The organism is Streptomyces sp. CA-243310, assembly GCF_050936775.1.
Taxonomy (GTDB): domain Bacteria; phylum Actinomycetota; class Actinomycetes; order Streptomycetales; family Streptomycetaceae; genus Streptomyces.
Map to the genome: position 1 here is coordinate 2,571,890 of NZ_JBNJMF010000001.1, position 16,716 is coordinate 2,588,605.

Below are 16,716 nucleotides of genomic sequence, written 5' to 3' on the forward strand. Positions count from 1 at the left end.
CGGCTTGTCCCCACTTCGAACATCAGCGCATGTCCGCCCCCCGTCGCCCGCCGGGCGGGCGACGGGGGGCGGATCACGCGGGCGCCGGCGACCGGGCCGGGCCGCCGCGTCAGACGCCGAACGGCGCCGGATAGGCGATCGTGCCCGCGGGGATGGCCACGGTGTCGTCCAGTACGAGCGCCATCATCGCCTCGTCGGGCACCTCGAAAGGCGCCCGGATCCCGAACCGGGACGCCGGCACGAAACCGAAGCGCGCGTAGTACGCCGGATGCCCGAGGACGAGCACCAACGACTCCCCGCGCCCGCGGGCGTCCGCGAGGAGCGCCCGTACGACCGCGCTGCCCGCGCCCGAGCGGTGGATCGCGGGGTCGGCCGCCACGGGTGCGAGCGCGAGTGCCGGCGCGCCGGACACCTCGCAGCGGGTCAGCAGGGCGTGCGCCGCCACCGATCCGTCCGGGCGCTCGGCCACGTACGACAACCCCGGCAGCCAGGAGGCGTCCGCGCGGAGGGCGTCCACCAGATCCGCCTCCAGGGGAGTCTCGAACGCCGCCAGGTTGACTTCGCGCACTCCCGGGACATCGGCGGCGGTCTCCGGGCGGGCCGGCCAGGCGTCGCCGTCCCCGGCGGTCACCGGGCGCAGGACGTAGCCCGTGTACCCGTACTCGTGCCCGTGCCGGTCCCGTACGTCGAGCTCCTCGCGCACGGCGGCCACGGCGGCACGGGCCGGGGCGCCGGCGGCCGGATCGGCGCAGGCGCGCACCCGGTCGCCGAGCGGCCCGTAGTACTCGTCCCAGTCGGAGTCGGGCTGGTGGTGGACGCCCGACACCCGGTACCCGGCGAGCTGGACGGCCGCGAGGTTGCGGGCGGTGGAACGCAGCGGGCACCGGGGGTCCCAGAAGGCGCGGGCTCCCGCGGACGGCTCCTCGACGGTCCACTCGCACTCCGTCACCACGAGGGCGCCGCCGGGTGCGAGCAGGCGCTTCCACGACGCGAGCGCGCGGTCGAAGCCGAGGATGTAGGCCGAACCCTCGGCCCAGACGAGGTCGAAGGAGCCGTCCTCGCAGATCAGCGCGCCCATGTCCGCGTTGACGGCGTGGATGCGGTCGCCGAGCCCGCGGGCCTCGGCCGCCTCGCGGAGCTCGTCGAGGAAGCCCTCGTGCAGATCGACCGCGGTCACCTCGGCACCCGCCTCGGCTGCGAGCAGCAGCGCGCCGCGGCCCGGACCGCAGCCCAGGTCCAGGACCCGGGGGCGTTCGGGCAGCGGCCCGCACAGGGACAGCAGGTGCCGGGTGGTCGCGTCGGAACCGGGGGACTGGCGGGGCAGGCCGCGGTGGAGCGTGAGGAACGCCTCACGGAAATCGGGGTCGCCGAAATCGGGCGTGGAAGAGGAGGGGTCGGAAGGAACGGAACCGGTGTGGTCGGTCAACGTGAACCCTTGGAACGGGGGCTCCGGCCGACGGGGCCGATCGGAGTGATCAGGCCCGGCCGGACGCCCGGAGGGAGACGGGGATGTGTCGGAGCGCGTCGCTGCCCTTGGCGGCGACCTCTGCGACGGTCATCAACCCACCTCTTTCTCGTCCGGTTCCGGTTCGGGACATGTACGCGAAAGTCGTACACGTCTGCGAGAAGCCTAACAGTCACACGGTTTGTGATCCCCGAGCGTTCTCGTCGATGATGATCGCCACAGGGCCTCCCAGCCCGGGAACATTCGGCTTGTCGGAGCGCAAACGGGTGGTGAACCCCCGCTTCCATTCATCCGATAGCCTCTGCCCGACGTGCCGCCGCCCCACGCGGCGGCCGTCCCGTGTTCGCTGCAAGGAGTGGGTTCGACTGCCGACCGTCATCCTCACCGGCCTGCCGGTCCCCGGATCGCCGCTCGCCGACGAACTGCGCACGTTGGGCTTCGACGTCCGCTCCGTCACCAGGCCCGAGGACACCGCCACCGCGCTGGCCGACGTACCGGCCGAGCAGCGCGTCGCCGTCGTCGACAGCGCGTTCGTCGGCCACGTGCACGCCCTGCGGCTCGCGCTCACCGACCCGCGCTTCGACGCCTGCGCCGTGACCGGCGCCTTCGCCGTCCAGCCCGGTGCCCGCGCCGCGCTCGACCTCGCCGCGGCCCTTCCCGAGGACGGCGCCGGCCCCTACCCCGACCGGCTCGCCGCCGCGGTCGAGGCCGCCGGGATCCCCGTGCAGCGCCCCGAGCTGGGCACCCTGGTCGCCGCCGTCCCCGCCGCCGGCCCGGAACGCGCGAGCGCCGTCGCCGCCGTCGCCGCCGTGGACGACGAGGCCGTGCGACTGCGGACCGCCGTGAAATCCCGCGACGGGTTCTTCACCACCTTCTTCATCAGCCCGTACTCGCGCCACGTCGCCCGCTGGTGCGCGCGCCGCGGCCTGACCCCCAACCAGGTCACCACCGCCTCGCTGCTCACCGCGCTCGTCGCGGCCGGCTGCGCGGCCACCGGCGACCGCTGGGGCTACGTCGCGGCCGGTGTCCTGCTCCTCGTCTCCTTCGTACTGGACTGCGCGGACGGGCAGCTCGCCCGCTACTCGCTCCAGTACTCGACGCTGGGCGCCTGGCTCGACGCGACCTTCGACCGCGCGAAGGAGTACTCCTTCTACGCGGGCCTCGCGCTCGGCGCGGCCAGGAACGGCGACGACGTCTGGGCCCTGGCCCTCGGCGCGATGATCCTCATGACCTGCCGGCACATCGTCGACTTCTCCTTCAACGAGGCGAACCACGACGCCACGGCGAACACGAGCCCCACCGCCGCCCTCTCCGACCGGCTCGACAGCGTCGGCTGGACGGTCTGGGTCCGCCGGATGATCATCCTGCCGATCGGCGAACGCTGGGCGATGATCGCGGTCCTGACCGCCGTCACCACCCCCCGGATCGTCTTCTACGCCCTGCTCGTCGGCTGCGCCTTCGGCGCGCTCTACACCACCGCGGGCCGCGTGCTGCGCTCGCTGACCCGCAAGGCGAAGCGCACCGACCGCGCCGCGCAGGCGCTGGCCGACCTCGCCGACTCGGGCCCGATCGCGACCCTCACCGGCCGGATCGTCGGCCGGATGGCGCCCGGCGCCGGCATCGCCGCCGCCGTCGTCGGCTCGGTCGCGCTGCTGTGGGCGGCCTGGGCGTACGAGTTCGGTGCCCGCCAGGTCGTCGTCGCCGCCGTCTTCTACGCGGTCCTCGCCGGCGCCGCCGTCGCCCGCCCCCTCAAGGGAGCCCTCGACTGGCTCGTCCCGCCCGTCTTCCGGGCCGCCGAGTACACCACCGTCCTGATCCTCGCGGTCAAGGCGGATGTCCCGGGAGCCCTCCCGGCGGCATTCGGACTGGTCGCGGCGGTCGCCTACCATCACTACGACACGGTCTACCGCATCCGCGGTGGCACCGGGGCGCCCCCGCACTGGCTGGTGCGGACGATCGGCGGGCACGAGGGCCGGGTGCTGCTCACCGCGGCGCTGGCCGCCGTCCTGGCCGAGCGCCCCGCGGACTTCCCCGTCGCGCTCACGGTCACGGCCGTGTTCGTGGCACTCGTGGTGCTCTCGGAGAGCATCCGGTTCTGGGTCTCCTCCGGAGCACCCGCCGTACATGACGAAGGAGAACCAGCATGATCGGCCTTGTACTCGCTGCCGGTGCCGGACGCCGTCTGCGTCCCTACACCGACACCCTGCCCAAGGCCCTCGTGCCCGTCGGTCCCGAGGGGGACGAGGAGAGCCTGACCGTCCTCGACCTCACCCTCGGCAACTTCGCCGAGGTCGGACTGACCGAGGTCGCGATCGTCGTCGGCTACCGCAAGGAAGCCGTGTACGAGCGCCGCGAGGCCCTGGAGGCCAAGTACGGCGTCAAGATCACGCTGATCGACAACGACAAGGCCGAGGAGTGGAACAACGCCTACTCCCTGTGGTGCGCGCGTGAGGTCCTCAAGCGCGGCGTGATCCTCGCCAACGGCGACACCGTCCACCCGGTCTCCGTCGAGAAGACCCTGCTGGCCGCCCGCGGCCAGGGTCGGAAGATCATCCTCGCCCTCGACACGGTCAAGAGCCTGGCCGACGAGGAGATGAAGGTCATCACCGACGGCGAGAAGGGCGTTCAGCGGATCACCAAGCTGATGGACCCGGCCACCGCGACCGGCGAGTACATCGGGGTCACCCTGATCGAGCCGGAGGCCGCCGAGGAACTGGCGCTCGCGCTCCAGACCACCTTCGAGCGCGACCCCGACCTCTACTACGAGGACGGCTACCAGCAGCTCGTCAACGACGGTTTCACCATCGACGTGGCCCCCATCGGTGACGTCAAGTGGGTCGAGATCGACAACCACGACGACCTCGCCAAGGGCCGGACCATCGCATGCCAGTACTGACGCGGCTGATCCCTTCGCCCGTCGTCGTCGACATCAGCTGCGGCGCGATGGACGACCTGGCCGGCCTCCTGGCCGACCAGCGCGTCTCCGCGTCCGGCAAGCTCGCCATCGCGATCAGCGGGGGATCCGGCCAGGTGCTGCGCGCCAAGCTGGAGCCCGTCCTGCCGCACGCCGACTGGTACCCGGTCGTCGACGGCACCATCGACTCGGCGGTCAAGCTGGCCGACGACATAAAGGGCCGCCGCTACGACGCGGTCGTCGGGCTGGGCGGCGGCAAGATCATCGACGTGGCGAAGTACGCCGCGGCGCGGGTCGGGCTACCCATGGTGGCCGTCGCCACCAACCTCTCCCACGACGGCATCTGCTCGCCGGTGTCCATCCTGGACAACGACAACGGCCGCGGCTCCTACGGCGTCCCCATGCCGATCGCGATGGTCATCGACCTCGACGTGATCAAGGACGCCCCGGCCCGCTTCGTCCGCGCGGGCATCGGCGACGCGATCTCCAACATCTCGGCCGTCGCCGACTGGGAGCTCTCGCACCGCCTCAACGGCGAGCCCGTCGACGGCCTGGCCGCCGCCATGGCCCGCACCGCCGGCGAGTCCGTCCTGCGCCACCCCGGCACGGTGGGCGACGACGAGTTCCTGACCGTGCTCTCGGAGGCCCTCGTGCTCTCCGGCATCGCCATGTCGATCAGCGGGGACACCCGCCCGTCGTCCGGCGCCTGCCACGAGATCAGCCACGCCTTCGACCTGCTCTACCCGGGACGTTCCGCGCTCCACGGCGAGCAGGTCGGCATCGGTGCGGCCTTCGCCATGCACCTGCGGGGAGCCAAGGAGCACTCCGCGCTCTTCGTCGAGGTGCTGCGCCGCCACGAGCTGCCCGTGCTGCCCGAGGAGATCGGGTTCAGCGTGGACGAGTTCGTCGCGGCCGTCGAGTACGCCCCCCAGACCCGACCGGGACGCTTCACCATCCTGGAGCACCTCAACCTGTCCGCAGCCGAGATCAGGGACGCTTACGCCGACTATGTCCAGACCATCCGTAGCTGAACTCCGGCCCGTCGTTCACCCGCCGGGCGTCAAGGACCGACGCAGCGGCGAGCACTGGGGCGGACGCCTGTACATGCGCGAGATCTCCCTGCGCATCACCCGCGTCCTGGTCTCCACCAAGGTCACGCCCAACCAGCTGACCTACGTGATGACCGTGGCCGGAGTCCTCGCGGCCCCCGCCCTGCTGATCCCGGGCATCTGGGGCGCCGTCCTCGGCGTGATCATGGTCCAGCTCTACCTGCTGCTCGACTGCGTCGACGGCGAGGTCGCCCGCTGGAAGAAGCAGTTCTCGCTCTCCGGGGTGTACCTGGACCGCGTCGGCGCCTACCTGTGCGACGCCGCGGTCCTGGTCGGCTTCGGCCTGCGCGCCTCGGATCTGTGGGGCAGCGGGCGGATCGACTGGCTGTGGGCCTTCCTGGGCACCCTGGCGGCGCTCGGCGCGATCCTGATCAAGGCCGAGACCGACCTGGTCGGCGTCGCCCGGCACCAGGTCGGCAAGGCGCCCGTCAAGGAAGAGGCGTCGGAACCGCGCTCGTCCGGCATGGCGCTCGCGCGCCGGGCCGCCGCCGCGCTCAAGTTCCACCGGCTGATCCTGGGCATCGAGGCCTCCCTGCTCATCCTGCTGCTGGCCGTCGTCGACCAGATCAGGGGTGACCTGTTCTACACCCGGCTCGGTGTCGCCGTGCTGGCCGGCATCGCCCTGCTGCAGACCCTGCTGCACCTGGTGTCGGTCCTGGCCTCCAGCAGGCTCAAGTGACGACGCCGATGCGGCTGGGCGCCGTGATCATCACCATGGGCAACCGTCCCGACGAGCTCAAGGCGCTCCTCGACTCGGTGGCGCGCCAGGACGGCGCCCCCGTCGAGGTCGTCGTCGTCGGCCAGGGCGTCAAGGTCACCGGCCTGCCCGAGGGGGTCCGTACGGTCGATCTGCCCGAGAACCTGGGCATCCCCGGCGGCCGCAACGTCGGCATCGAGGCCTTCGGCCCCGGCGGCACCGACGTGGACGCCCTGCTCTTCCTGGACGACGACGGATTGCTGGAACGCAACGACACCGCCGAACTGTGCCGGCAGGCCTTCGCCGAGGACCCCTCGCTCGGGATCGTCAGCTTCCGGATCGCCGATCCGGACACCGGCGAGACCCAGCGGCGTCACGTGCCGCGGCTGCGCGCCTCCGACCCCCTGCGTTCCTCCCGCGTGACCACCTTCCTGGGCGGCGCCAACGCCGTCCGTACGAGGGTGTTCGAGCAGGTCGGAGCGCTGCCGGGGGAGTTCTTCTACGCACACGAGGAGACCGACCTGGCCTGGCGGGCACTCGACGCCGGGTGGCGGATCGACTACCGCGCGGACATGGTGCTGCTGCACCCGACGACGGCCCCGTCCCGGCACGCGGTCTACCACCGTATGGTGGCTCGTAACCGGGTGTGGCTGGCCCGCCGGAACCTGCCCGCCCTCCTGGTACCGCTCTACCTGGGCGTCTGGATGGCCCTGACGCTCCTGCGCAAGCCGTCGGGACCGGCCCTCAAGGCCTGGTTCGGCGGGTTCAAGGAGGGTTGGACCACCCCGTGTGGTCCCAGACGCCCCATGAAGTGGCGTACGGTCTGGCGGCTGACCCGGCTCGGCCGACCACCTGTCATCTGACAAGCTCGCGTCTGGGAGCATGGGGCCTGATCAAGGGCCCCGTACTCCGGGTCCGATCCCCCCTTCTGCCGCATCTTGAAGACGGAAAGTTTCAACTTGTGAGTGACACAACCCACGACGGCGCCCTCGCCACGAGCAAGCCGCCGTCCGAAGACGCGGGGCTCGCCCCCGCGGAGCTCGCCGGGAAGTACGGCCTGTCCGTCAGCGGCGCCCGGCCCGGCCTGGGCGAGTACGTGCGGCAGCTCTGGGGCCGACGTCACTTCATCATGGCCTTCTCCCGGGCCAAGCTGGTGGCGCAGTACAGCCAGGCGAAGCTCGGGCAGATCTGGCAGGTGGCGACCCCGCTGCTGAACGCCCTGGTCTACTACCTGATCTTCGGCCTGATCCTGAACGCGGGCCGGGGCATGGAGAAGGGCGTCTACATCCCCTTCCTGGTGATGGGCATCTTCGTCTTCACCTTCACCCAGAACTCGGTGATGGCGGGCGTCCGCGCGATCCCCGGCAACCTCGGGCTGGTCCGCGCCCTGCACTTCCCGCGCGCCTCGCTCCCCATCTCCTTCTCGATGCAGCAGCTCCAGCAGCTGATGTACTCGATGATCGTGGTGGTCATCGTCGCGGTGGCCTTCGGCAACTACCCGCAGTTGTCGTGGCTGCTGGTCATCCCGGCGCTGGCGCTGCAGTTCGTCTTCAACACCGGGCTGGCACTGGTCTTCGCGCGGATGGGGTCCAAGACCCCCGACCTCGCGCAGCTGATGCCGTTCATCACGCGCACGTGGATGTACGCCTCGGGTGTCATGTTCTCGATCAACGAGATGCTGAAGGACAAGCCGGCCTGGATCGCGGACGTCCTCCAGTGGAACCCCGCGGCCATCTACATGGACCTGATCCGCTTCGCGCTGATCGACGGCTACGGACCGGAAAACCTGCCGCCGCACGTCTGGGGCTTCGCGGTCGGCTGGGCCGTCCTCATCGGCATCGGCGGCTTCGTGTACTTCTGGAAGGCTGAGGAGCGTTACGGCCGTGGCTGAGATCAAGAAGGGGCACGTCCCCACCGTCATCGCCGACGACGTCCACATCGTCTACCGGGTCAACACCGGCAGCTCCGGCAGGGGCAGCGCCACGGCGGCGCTGAGCAAGATAGTCCGCCGGGGCAAGGGCGACTCCCCGGGCGTGCGCCGGGTCCACGCCGTGCGCGGCGTCTCCTTCACCGCGTACCGCGGCGAGGCCATCGGGGTCATCGGCTCCAACGGTTCCGGCAAGTCCACCCTGCTGCGCGCCATCGCGGGGCTGCTGCCCTGCGAGTCCGGCAAGGTCTACACGGACGGCCAGCCCTCGCTGCTGGGCGTCAACGCCGCACTCATGAACGACCTGACCGGCGAGCGCAACGTCGTCCTCGGCGGTCTGGCGATGGGCATGACGCGCGAGCAGATCAGGGAGCGCTACGACGACATCGTCGACTTCTCGGGCATCAACGAGAAGGGCGACTTCATCTCCCTGCCGATGCGCACGTACTCCTCGGGCATGGCGGCGCGCCTGCGTTTCTCCATCGCCGCGGCCAAGGACCACGACGTCCTGATGATCGACGAGGCGCTGGCGACCGGTGACCGCAAGTTCCAGGTCCGCTCGGAAGCCCGTATTCGCGAGCTGCGCGAGACGGCCGGAACGGTGTTCCTGGTGAGTCACAACAACAAGTCCATCCGGGACACCTGCGACCGCGTGCTGTGGTTGGAGAAGGGTGAGCTGCTGATGGACGGGCCCACCGAGGAAGTCGTCTCGGCATATGAGAAGGCCACCAGTCACTGACAGGACGAGGCGCCTGTCATTGCCCGGTAATACTTCAGGCCCCTGCCGCTCCGTGCGGCGGGGGCCTTGGTGTGACGGTGATTATCTCCGCCCTCCGACATTCGCTCGCGAAGCGAATACCCGATAGGCCTTCGCGACGTTGTACAGCGTAAGCTGGGGCAGTTCTCCATCACATCAAGAGGGGACGTTTCCCCACAGTCGAATGGCCGGGGGTACCCCGGGTAAAGTCCGGCGGCGTGTCCGAAATAGGATGCCTTGGGTCGGCAGTGTAGAACGGGAGATGTGACGGCAATGGCTACGGGAATTCTCCGGCCCCCAAACACTGTGGCCGTCCCCGCCCCGGGCGGCGGGCGGTGAGCCCCGGGCACGGTATCCGTGGTCGACGGCACCCGGTCCCCGCGACGTCCGACGCCCACACGAGCCTCACCCTCGACAAGGCCCGGACGGAGAACTTCCCCGTCGCCCCCGTCTTCCTGCCCCGCGCCTGGCGCGACGGGCTGACGGCGGTGTACGGCTACGCCCGGCTCGTCGACGACATCGGCGACGGCGACCTCGCCCCCGGTGGCCACGACGCCGTCCTGCTCGGCCTCGACCCGGAGGCCTCGGACGACCGGCTCGCCATGCTGGACGCCTTCGAGGCCGACCTGAAGCGCGTCTTCGCGGGCGCCGACGGCTCCCCGCGGCACCCCCTGTTGCGGGCCCTGCGGCCCGTGGTCCGTGCACACGACCTCACCCCCGAGCCCTTCCTCGGTCTGATCGAGGCCAACCGTCAGGACCAGCGGGTCGCCCGCTACGAGACGTACGAGGACCTCCTCGCCTACTGCGAGCTGTCCGCGAACCCCGTCGGCCGCCTCGTGCTCGCCCTCACCGGGACGGCGACCCCCGAGCGGATCCGACGCTCCGACGCCGTCTGCACCGCACTCCAGATCGCCGAGCACCTCCAGGACGTCGCCGAGGACCTCGGCCGCGACCGGATCTACCTCCCGGCGCAGGACATGCGCCGCTTCCACGTGTCCGAGGTCGACCTCAAGGCCCCGACCGCGAGAGCGTCCGTACGCTCCCTCATCGCATTCGAAACCGTGCGCGCCCGGGACCTCCTGAATGAAGGCATCCCTCTCGTGGGTAGCGTCCACGGCAGGCTCCGACTACTGCTCGCGGGGTTCGTGGGGGGCGGGCGCGCCGCCCTGCGAGCCGTCACCGACGCCGGTTTCGACGTACTTCCCGGCCCGCCCAAGCCCACCGGGAGCGGCCTGCTCCGCGAGGTGGCCGCCGTCCTGCGCACAGCGCCGAGAAAGGGGTGAGCCCCAACGTGGAGGGCCCCACACACGCGTCCACACCGTCCGCGCCGGTCCAGGCCGCCTACGGCTACTGCGAGGCCGTCACCGGCTCGCAGGCCCGCAACTTCGCGTACGGCATCAGGCTGCTGCCCAACGACAAGCGGCAGGCGATGTCCGCGCTCTACGCGTTCTCGCGCCGCGTCGACGACATCGGCGACGGCACGCTGGCGCCCGACGTCAAGTTCGTCCGGTTGGAGGAGACCCGCGCCCTCCTGGGCCGGATCCGCGCCGAGGAGATCGACGAGGACGACACCGACCCCGTCGCCGTCGCCCTCGCCCACGCCGCGCGCCGCTTCCCGATCCCCCTGGGCGGACTCGACGAACTCATCGACGGCGTCCTGATGGACGTGCGCGGTGAGAGCTACGAGACCTGGGACGACCTCAAGGTCTACTGCCGCTGCGTCGCGGGTGCCATCGGGCGCCTCTCCCTCGGTGTGTTCGGCACCGCCCCCGGCGCGCACGACGCCGAGCGGGCCGGCGAGTACGCCGACACCCTCGGCCTCGCCCTGCAACTCACCAACATCCTCAGGGACGTTCGCGAGGACGCCGGCAACGGACGCACCTACCTTCCGGCCGAGGACCTCGCCAAGTTCGGCTGCTCCGAGGGCTTCCGCAGCGAGCGGATGTCGGCCGGCGCCGACTTCGCCGGCCTCGTCCACCACGAAGTCCGGCGCGCCCGCGCCCTGTTCGTCGAGGGCTACCGACTGCTGCCCATGCTCGACCGGCGCAGCGGTGCCTGCGTCGCCGCCATGGCCGGCATCTACCGCCGCCTCCTCGACCGCATCGAGCGCGAACCCGACGCCGTGCTGCGCGGACGCGTCTCGCTGCCCACGCACGAGAAGGCGTACGTCGCCGTGCGCGGCCTCTCCGGCCTCGACGCCCGGACCATCTCCCGGCAGAGCACCAGGAGGCGGTTTTGACGGCGCGGGCCACCCTCGACCGCGACCGCGACGCCCGGACCGGGGCAACCCCGCCGCTCGCCGGGGCGTCTGACGAGGTAATGGACCGGACCAATGGGGACCCGAAGGTCGACGAGGAGGACGCATGACCGCCAACCACGCGGTGGTCGTCGGCGGAGGCCTGGCCGGTGTCACCACCGCCCTCGAACTCGCCGACGCCGGCATGCGGGTGACCCTCCTGGAAAGCCGCCCCCGACTCGGCGGACTCGCCTTCTCCTTCAAGCGCGGCGAGCTGACCGTGGACAACGGCCAGCACGTCTACCTGCGTTGCTGCACCGCCTACCGGTGGTTCCTCGACCGCGTCGACGGCGCCGCCCTCGCCCCCCTCCAGAACCGGCTCGACGTCCCCGTACTGGACGTGGCGCACCCCCGGGGACCGCGCCTGGGCCGGCTGCGCCGCAGCGCCCTGCCCGTGCCCCTGCACCTGGCCTCCTCCCTGGCCCGCTACCCGCACCTCACCCTCGCCGAACGGGCGAGCGTCGGACGCGCCGCCCTCGCGCTGCGCCGCCTCGACCCCGCCGACCCGGCGCTCGACGGCGTGGACTTCGCGACCTGGCTCGGCCGCCACGGCCAATCCCCGCGCACCATCGAGGCGTTGTGGGACCTCGTCGGCATCGCCACCCTCAACGCCACCGCCGACCAGTCCTCGTTGGGGCTGGCCGCCAAGGTCTTCAAGACCGGCCTGCTGTCCGAGAACGGCGCCGCCGACATCGGCTGGGCCCACGTCCCGCTCGGCGACCTCCACGACGTCCTCGCCCGCAAGGCGCTCGACGCGGCCGGCGTGCGCACCGAGCTGCGGACCCGCGTCACCTGCCTGTCGCGGCTGGAGTCCGGCAGTTGGCGGGTCGACACCGAGAGCGAATCGCTCGACGCGGACACCGTGGTCCTGGCCGTCCCCCAACGCGAGGCACACGCGCTGTTGCCGCCCGGCGCCCTCGCCGACCCGGACAAGCTCCTCGACATCGCCACGGCCCCCATCCTCAACGTCCACGTCGTCTACGACCGCAAGGTCCTCAGGCAGCCCTTCTTCGCCGCACTCGGCACCCCGGTCCAATGGGTCTTCGACCGCACCGACGCCTCCGGGCTCACCGACGGCGGCCAGTACCTCGCCCTGTCCCAGTCGGTGGCCCAGGACGACATCGACGAACCCGTCTCGGTCCTGCGGGCCAAGTACCTGCCCGAGTTGGAGCGACTGCTGCCCGCCGCACGCGGTGCGAAGGTACGGGACTTCTTCATCACCCGGGAGCGGACCGCGACCTTCGCCCCCACCCCCGGAGTCGGCCGACTGCGACCCGGTGCCCGGACCGACACGCCGGGACTCTTTCTCGCCGGTGCGTGGACCGCCACCGGTTGGCCCGCGACCATGGAGAGCGCCGTCCGAAGCGGACTGGCCGCGGCACACGCCGCGCTCGCCGGTCTCGACCGCCGGCGTGAACACCCGCTGCGGGAGGCGGTATGACGAGCATCGACACCACCGCCGCAGCGCGCGCAGCACGTACACGTACAGGAACCAGAGGAGAGCCAGTGAACCCGGGGAATCCGGCTGTCGAGAACGCGGATGCCAGTGTGGGCACGGCCGGTGGGGAGAAGGCGGACACCGTCGCCCTGCTGGAGCGTGGCCGCGCACTGTCCACGCCCGTGCTCCGCGCCGCCGTGGAACGGCTCGCATCGCCCATGGACACCGTCGCCGCCTACCACTTCGGCTGGATCGACGCACACGGCAACCCGGCGGACGGCGACGGGGGCAAGGCGATCCGCCCCGCCCTCGCCCTGCTCTCCGCGGAGGCCGCGGGCGCCGCGCCCGAGGTGGGCGTCCCGGGAGCCGTGGCCGTCGAACTCGTCCACAACTTCTCGCTGCTGCACGACGACCTGATGGACGGCGACGAGCAGCGCCGCCACCGCGACACCGTGTGGAAGGTGCACGGCCCGGCCCTCGCGATCCTGGTCGGCGATGCCCTCTTCGCCCTCGCCAACGAGGTCCTGCTGGAACTGGGCACCGTCGAGGCCGGGCGCGCCACCCGCCGGCTGACCACAGCCAGCCGCAAGCTCATCGACGGCCAGGCCCAGGACATCTCGTACGAGCACCGCGAGCGCGTCAGCGTCGAGGAGTGCCTGGAGATGGAGGGCAACAAGACCGGCGCCCTGCTCGCCTGCGCGGTGTCGATCGGCGCGGTGCTCGGCGGCGCGGACGACCGCACCGCCGACAAGCTGGAGGAGTACGGCTACCACCTCGGCCTCGCCTTCCAGGCCGTCGACGACCTGCTCGGCATCTGGGGAGACCCGGAGACCACCGGCAAGCAGACGTGGAGCGACCTGCGCCAGCGCAAGAAGTCCCTGCCGGTCGTCGCCGCCCTCGCGGCCGGTGGTCCGGCGGCCGAGGAACTCGGCGAGCTGCTCGCCGCCGACGCCAAGAGCAACGACTTCGAGAACTTCTCGGAGGAGGAGTTCGCGGCGCGCGCCGCCCTGATCGACGCCGCCGGCGGCCGAGAGTGGACCGCCGAGGAGGCGCGCCGCCAGCACACGATCGCCATCCGCGCGCTCGATGACGTCGACATGCCGCAGCGGGTGCGCGAACAGCTCGTCGCCCTCGCCGACTTCGTCGTCGTGCGCAAGAGGTGATCGCCACCCGTACGTGGATATGAATCGCGAGTCGCCGGCCGGCGCCGCCGTCTGACGGGCATCACGCCCGGGCGCGCACCGGCCGACGGCAGACCCCAGCACAGCAGAGGACACTGCAACGTAAGGGGAAGCCATGACAGCGACGACCGACGGTGGTGCGGGTTTCCGCGGCACCGAACCGGACCACGGCACCGCGACGCACACCGCGGCCGCCACCACGGGGCCGCCTGGCCCTGCACCGGCCGGGGTCCGGGAACGGCCGGGCCCCGGGACACACCCCGGCCCGACACCGACCGGATCCGCGACCTCGACCGGATCCGCGCCAACGACCGGGTCCCCGAAGCCGGGTGGGGCCGAGGACGCCCGGGAGGCCGTGGCGCGCGCCGTCCACCACCTGCTGGGCCGCCAGGACCCGGCCGGCTGGTGGAAGGGCGACCTGGAGACCAACGTCACCATGGACGCGGAGGACCTGCTGCTACGGCAGTTCCTCGGCATCCGGGACGAGGCCACCACCCGGGCCGCGGCCCTCTTCATCCGCGGCGAACAGGAGAGCGACGGCACCTGGGCCACCTTCCACGGGGGCCCGTCCGACCTCTCCGCCACCATCGAGGCGTACGTGGCCCTGCGCCTCGCGGGGGACGACCCGGACGCCCCGCACATGGCCCGCGCCTCCGCCTGGATCCGGGGCCACGGAGGCATCGCGGCCGCCCGGGTCTTCACCCGGATCTGGCTGGCGCTCTTCGGCTGGTGGAGCTGGGACCACCTCCCCGAACTCCCTCCGGAGCTGGTCTTCCTCCCGTCCTGGATGCCGCTGAACATCTACGACTTCGGCTGCTGGGCCCGCCAGACCATCGTTCCGCTCACCGTGGTCTCCGCACTGCGGCCGGTGAGCCCGGCGCCGTTCGCGTTGGACGAACTGCACGCCGATCCGCGGGCGCCCTTCCCCGCTGTGAAGCTCGCCCCGTTGGCGAGTTGGGACGGGCTGTTCCAGCGGATGGACAAGGCCCTGCACGTCTACCGGCGCTTCGCACCGCGCCGGTTGCGCGAGGCGGCGATGGCCGCCGCGGGCCGGTGGATCCTCGACCGTCAGGAGAGCGACGGCTGTTGGGGCGGCATCCAGCCGCCCGCCGTGTACTCCGTGATCGCCCTGCACCTGCTCGGCCACGACCTCCGGCACCCGGTGATGCGGGCGGGGCTGGAGTCCCTCGACCGGTTCGCCGTGTGGCGCGAGGACGGCGCCAGGATGATCGAGGCCTGCCAGTCACCTGTCTGGGACACCTGCCTCGCCGCCATCGCGCTGGCCGACGCGGGCGTCGCACCCGACCATCCGGCCCTCGTCAAGGCGGCCGACTGGATGCTCGGCGAGGAGATCACCCGGACCGGTGACTGGGCGGTCCGACGCCCCGGACTCGCCCCCGGCGGCTGGGCGTTCGAGTTCCACAACGACAACTACCCCGACATCGACGACACGGCCGAGGTGGTCCTGGCCCTGCGCCGGATCCGCCACCCCGAACCCGAGCGCGTCGAGGCCGCCATCGCCCGGGGAGTGGCCTGGACGCTCGGCATGCAGTCCCGCAACGGGGCCTGGGGCGCCTTCGACGCCGACAACACCAGCCCGTACCCGAACAAGTTGCCCTTCTGCGACTTCGGCGAGGTGATCGACCCCCCGTCGGCCGACGTCACGGCCCACGTCGTGGAGATGCTCGCCGTCGAGGGGAGGTCCGCCGAGCCGCGGACCCTTCGCGGAATCGCCTGGCTGCTGGCCGAACAGGAGCCGGAGGGAGGGTGGTTCGGCCGCTGGGGCACCAACTACGTGTACGGCACCGGATCGGTGGTACCCGCCCTGACGGCCGCCGGGATGCCCCTCTCGCACCCCGCGATCAGGCGGGCGGCGGGCTGGCTGGAGACCGTACAGAACGAGGACGGCGGCTGGGGCGAGGACCAGCGGTCCTACCACGACCCGTCATGGGCCGGGAAGGGCGCCTCCACTCCCTCCCAGACCGCCTGGGCGCTCATGGCGCTGCTGTCGGCCGGCGAACGCGACGGCGCGGCCGTGGAGCGGGGCATCGCCTACCTGGTCCGGACTCAGGAGGAGGACGGCTCCTGGGACGAGCCGTACTTCACCGGCACCGGCTTCCCCTGGGACTTCTCCATCAACTACCACCTGTACCGGCAGGTCTTCCCGCTCACCGCCCTCGGACGCTACCTGTACGGCGAACCCTTCGGCCCCGACGGTTGGTCGGGCCGATCGACCGGGGCCCTCGCGCGGGAGGCCCGATGACCGCGGCCCGGTCGCCCCGGGCCGATCCCGCGCTGCTGATCGCCTGCGCCCTGCGCATCGAACGCCTGGCCCTGCGCGGCGGCGGCGACCGCGGCTCGGCCCCCCCGCACACCGTCCTGCGGACCGGCATGGGCCCGCGCGCCGCCGACGCCGCCGTCGGCCGGGCGCTCACCACCCCGGGGATGGAGCGGGCCGCCGTGCTCGCCACCGGCTTCTGCGCCGGCCTGGTACCCGGCATGAACCCGGGCGACCTCGTCGTCGCCGAGGAGACCCGGGACCCCCGCGGCACCGTCGCCTGCGACGGCACCGCCCTGCTCGCCGAGGCACTGGCCCGGGCCGTACCCGGCCGGACCGTGCACCTCGGCGCGTTGACCGGATCCGACCACGTGGTCCGCGGCCAGGAGCGCGCGCACCTGCGCGCCACCGGCGCCGTCGCGGTCGACATGGAATCCGCGGCCACGCTGTGGACCGCCGTCGGCGGACCCGCCGCGGAACCCGGCGCGAACCGCCCGGTTGCGGCCGTCCGGGTGATCGTGGACGCTCCGGAGCACGAGCTCGTCCGTATCGGCACGGTGCGCGGAGGAATATCGGCTTTCCGTGTGTTGCGCGCCGTACTGCCCGCGTTTCATGACTGGCACCGTTCTTTGCCGCTCCCCAGGAGGTGAGCCA

The 16,716-nt window shown here is 71.8% G+C and carries 14 protein-coding genes; 13 read left to right on the forward strand and 1 reads right to left on the reverse strand.

All coding sequences use genetic code 11. The annotated features are described in order from the left end of the window. Positions 1-109: 109 nt before the first annotated feature. On the reverse strand, positions 110-1,324 hold the full coding sequence (locus tag ACQEVM_RS11660; protein ID WP_433079955.1) for a bifunctional class I SAM-dependent methyltransferase/N-acetyltransferase: 1,215 nt from the start codon (positions 1,322-1,324) through the stop codon (positions 110-112). Between the two features lie 506 nt (positions 1,325-1,830). Here ACQEVM_RS11660 and ACQEVM_RS11665 point away from each other — a divergent pair. The 13 genes from ACQEVM_RS11665 (at position 1,831) to ACQEVM_RS11725 (ending at position 16,712) form a co-directional block, all read left to right on the forward strand. Beyond that, on the forward strand, positions 1,831-3,612 hold the full coding sequence (locus ACQEVM_RS11665) for a DUF5941 domain-containing protein (protein ID WP_433079957.1): 1,782 nt from the start codon (positions 1,831-1,833) through the stop codon (positions 3,610-3,612). Next, positions 3,609-4,361: a sugar phosphate nucleotidyltransferase gene (locus tag ACQEVM_RS11670; RefSeq protein WP_433077641.1), complete on the forward strand. Its 753-nt coding sequence runs from the start codon at positions 3,609-3,611 to the stop codon at positions 4,359-4,361. Before ACQEVM_RS11665 ends, ACQEVM_RS11670 begins: the two co-directional genes overlap by 4 nt. Then, positions 4,349-5,410, forward strand: coding sequence for an iron-containing alcohol dehydrogenase family protein (locus tag ACQEVM_RS11675; protein ID WP_053677248.1), 1,062 nt, complete (start codon positions 4,349-4,351; stop codon positions 5,408-5,410). The genes ACQEVM_RS11670 and ACQEVM_RS11675 overlap by 13 nt, the downstream gene beginning before the upstream one ends. Further along, a complete protein-coding gene (locus ACQEVM_RS11680; protein WP_433077644.1) occupies positions 5,388-6,167 on the forward strand; it encodes a CDP-alcohol phosphatidyltransferase family protein in 780 nt (259 codons plus the stop codon). The genes ACQEVM_RS11675 and ACQEVM_RS11680 overlap by 23 nt, the downstream gene beginning before the upstream one ends. An 8-nt stretch (positions 6,168-6,175) precedes the next feature. Continuing rightward, the gene (locus tag ACQEVM_RS11685) at positions 6,176-7,048 is read left to right on the forward strand and encodes a glycosyltransferase family 2 protein (protein WP_433079959.1); all 873 of its coding nucleotides are present in this window, start codon (positions 6,176-6,178) and stop codon (positions 7,046-7,048) included. A gap of 98 nt (positions 7,049-7,146) precedes the next feature. After that, on the forward strand, positions 7,147-8,076 hold the full coding sequence (locus tag ACQEVM_RS11690; protein ID WP_433077646.1) for an ABC transporter permease: 930 nt from the start codon (positions 7,147-7,149) through the stop codon (positions 8,074-8,076). Continuing rightward, on the forward strand, positions 8,069-8,851 hold the full coding sequence (locus tag ACQEVM_RS11695) for an ABC transporter ATP-binding protein (RefSeq protein ID WP_433077648.1): 783 nt from the start codon (positions 8,069-8,071) through the stop codon (positions 8,849-8,851). Before ACQEVM_RS11690 ends, ACQEVM_RS11695 begins: the two co-directional genes overlap by 8 nt. Positions 8,852-9,222: 371 nt before the next feature. Beyond that, complete coding sequence (gene hpnC, locus ACQEVM_RS11700; protein ID WP_433079961.1) at positions 9,223-10,152, forward strand: squalene synthase HpnC; 930 nt, start codon at positions 9,223-9,225, stop codon at positions 10,150-10,152. Next, positions 10,149-11,108, forward strand: a complete 960-nt coding sequence (hpnD, locus tag ACQEVM_RS11705; protein WP_433077650.1) for a presqualene diphosphate synthase HpnD — start codon at positions 10,149-10,151, stop codon at positions 11,106-11,108. Before hpnC ends, hpnD begins: the two co-directional genes overlap by 4 nt. Before the next feature lie 124 nt (positions 11,109-11,232). Continuing rightward, positions 11,233-12,606 (forward strand): hydroxysqualene dehydroxylase HpnE, encoded by a 1,374-nt coding sequence (gene hpnE, locus ACQEVM_RS11710; protein ID WP_433077652.1) that lies wholly within the window; start codon positions 11,233-11,235, stop codon positions 12,604-12,606. A 65-nt stretch (positions 12,607-12,671) separates the two neighbouring features. Further along, positions 12,672-13,766 (forward strand): polyprenyl synthetase family protein, encoded by a 1,095-nt coding sequence (locus ACQEVM_RS11715; protein ID WP_371591480.1) that lies wholly within the window; start codon positions 12,672-12,674, stop codon positions 13,764-13,766. Between the two features lie 133 nt (positions 13,767-13,899). Beyond that, positions 13,900-16,047 (forward strand): squalene--hopene cyclase, encoded by a 2,148-nt coding sequence (gene shc / locus ACQEVM_RS11720; RefSeq protein ID WP_433077655.1) that lies wholly within the window; start codon positions 13,900-13,902, stop codon positions 16,045-16,047. Beyond that, a complete protein-coding gene (locus ACQEVM_RS11725) occupies positions 16,044-16,712 on the forward strand; it encodes a 1-hydroxy-2-methyl-2-butenyl 4-diphosphate reductase (RefSeq protein WP_433077657.1) in 669 nt (222 codons plus the stop codon). The genes shc and ACQEVM_RS11725 overlap by 4 nt, the downstream gene beginning before the upstream one ends. The last annotated feature ends 4 nt before the right edge of the window (positions 16,713-16,716 follow it).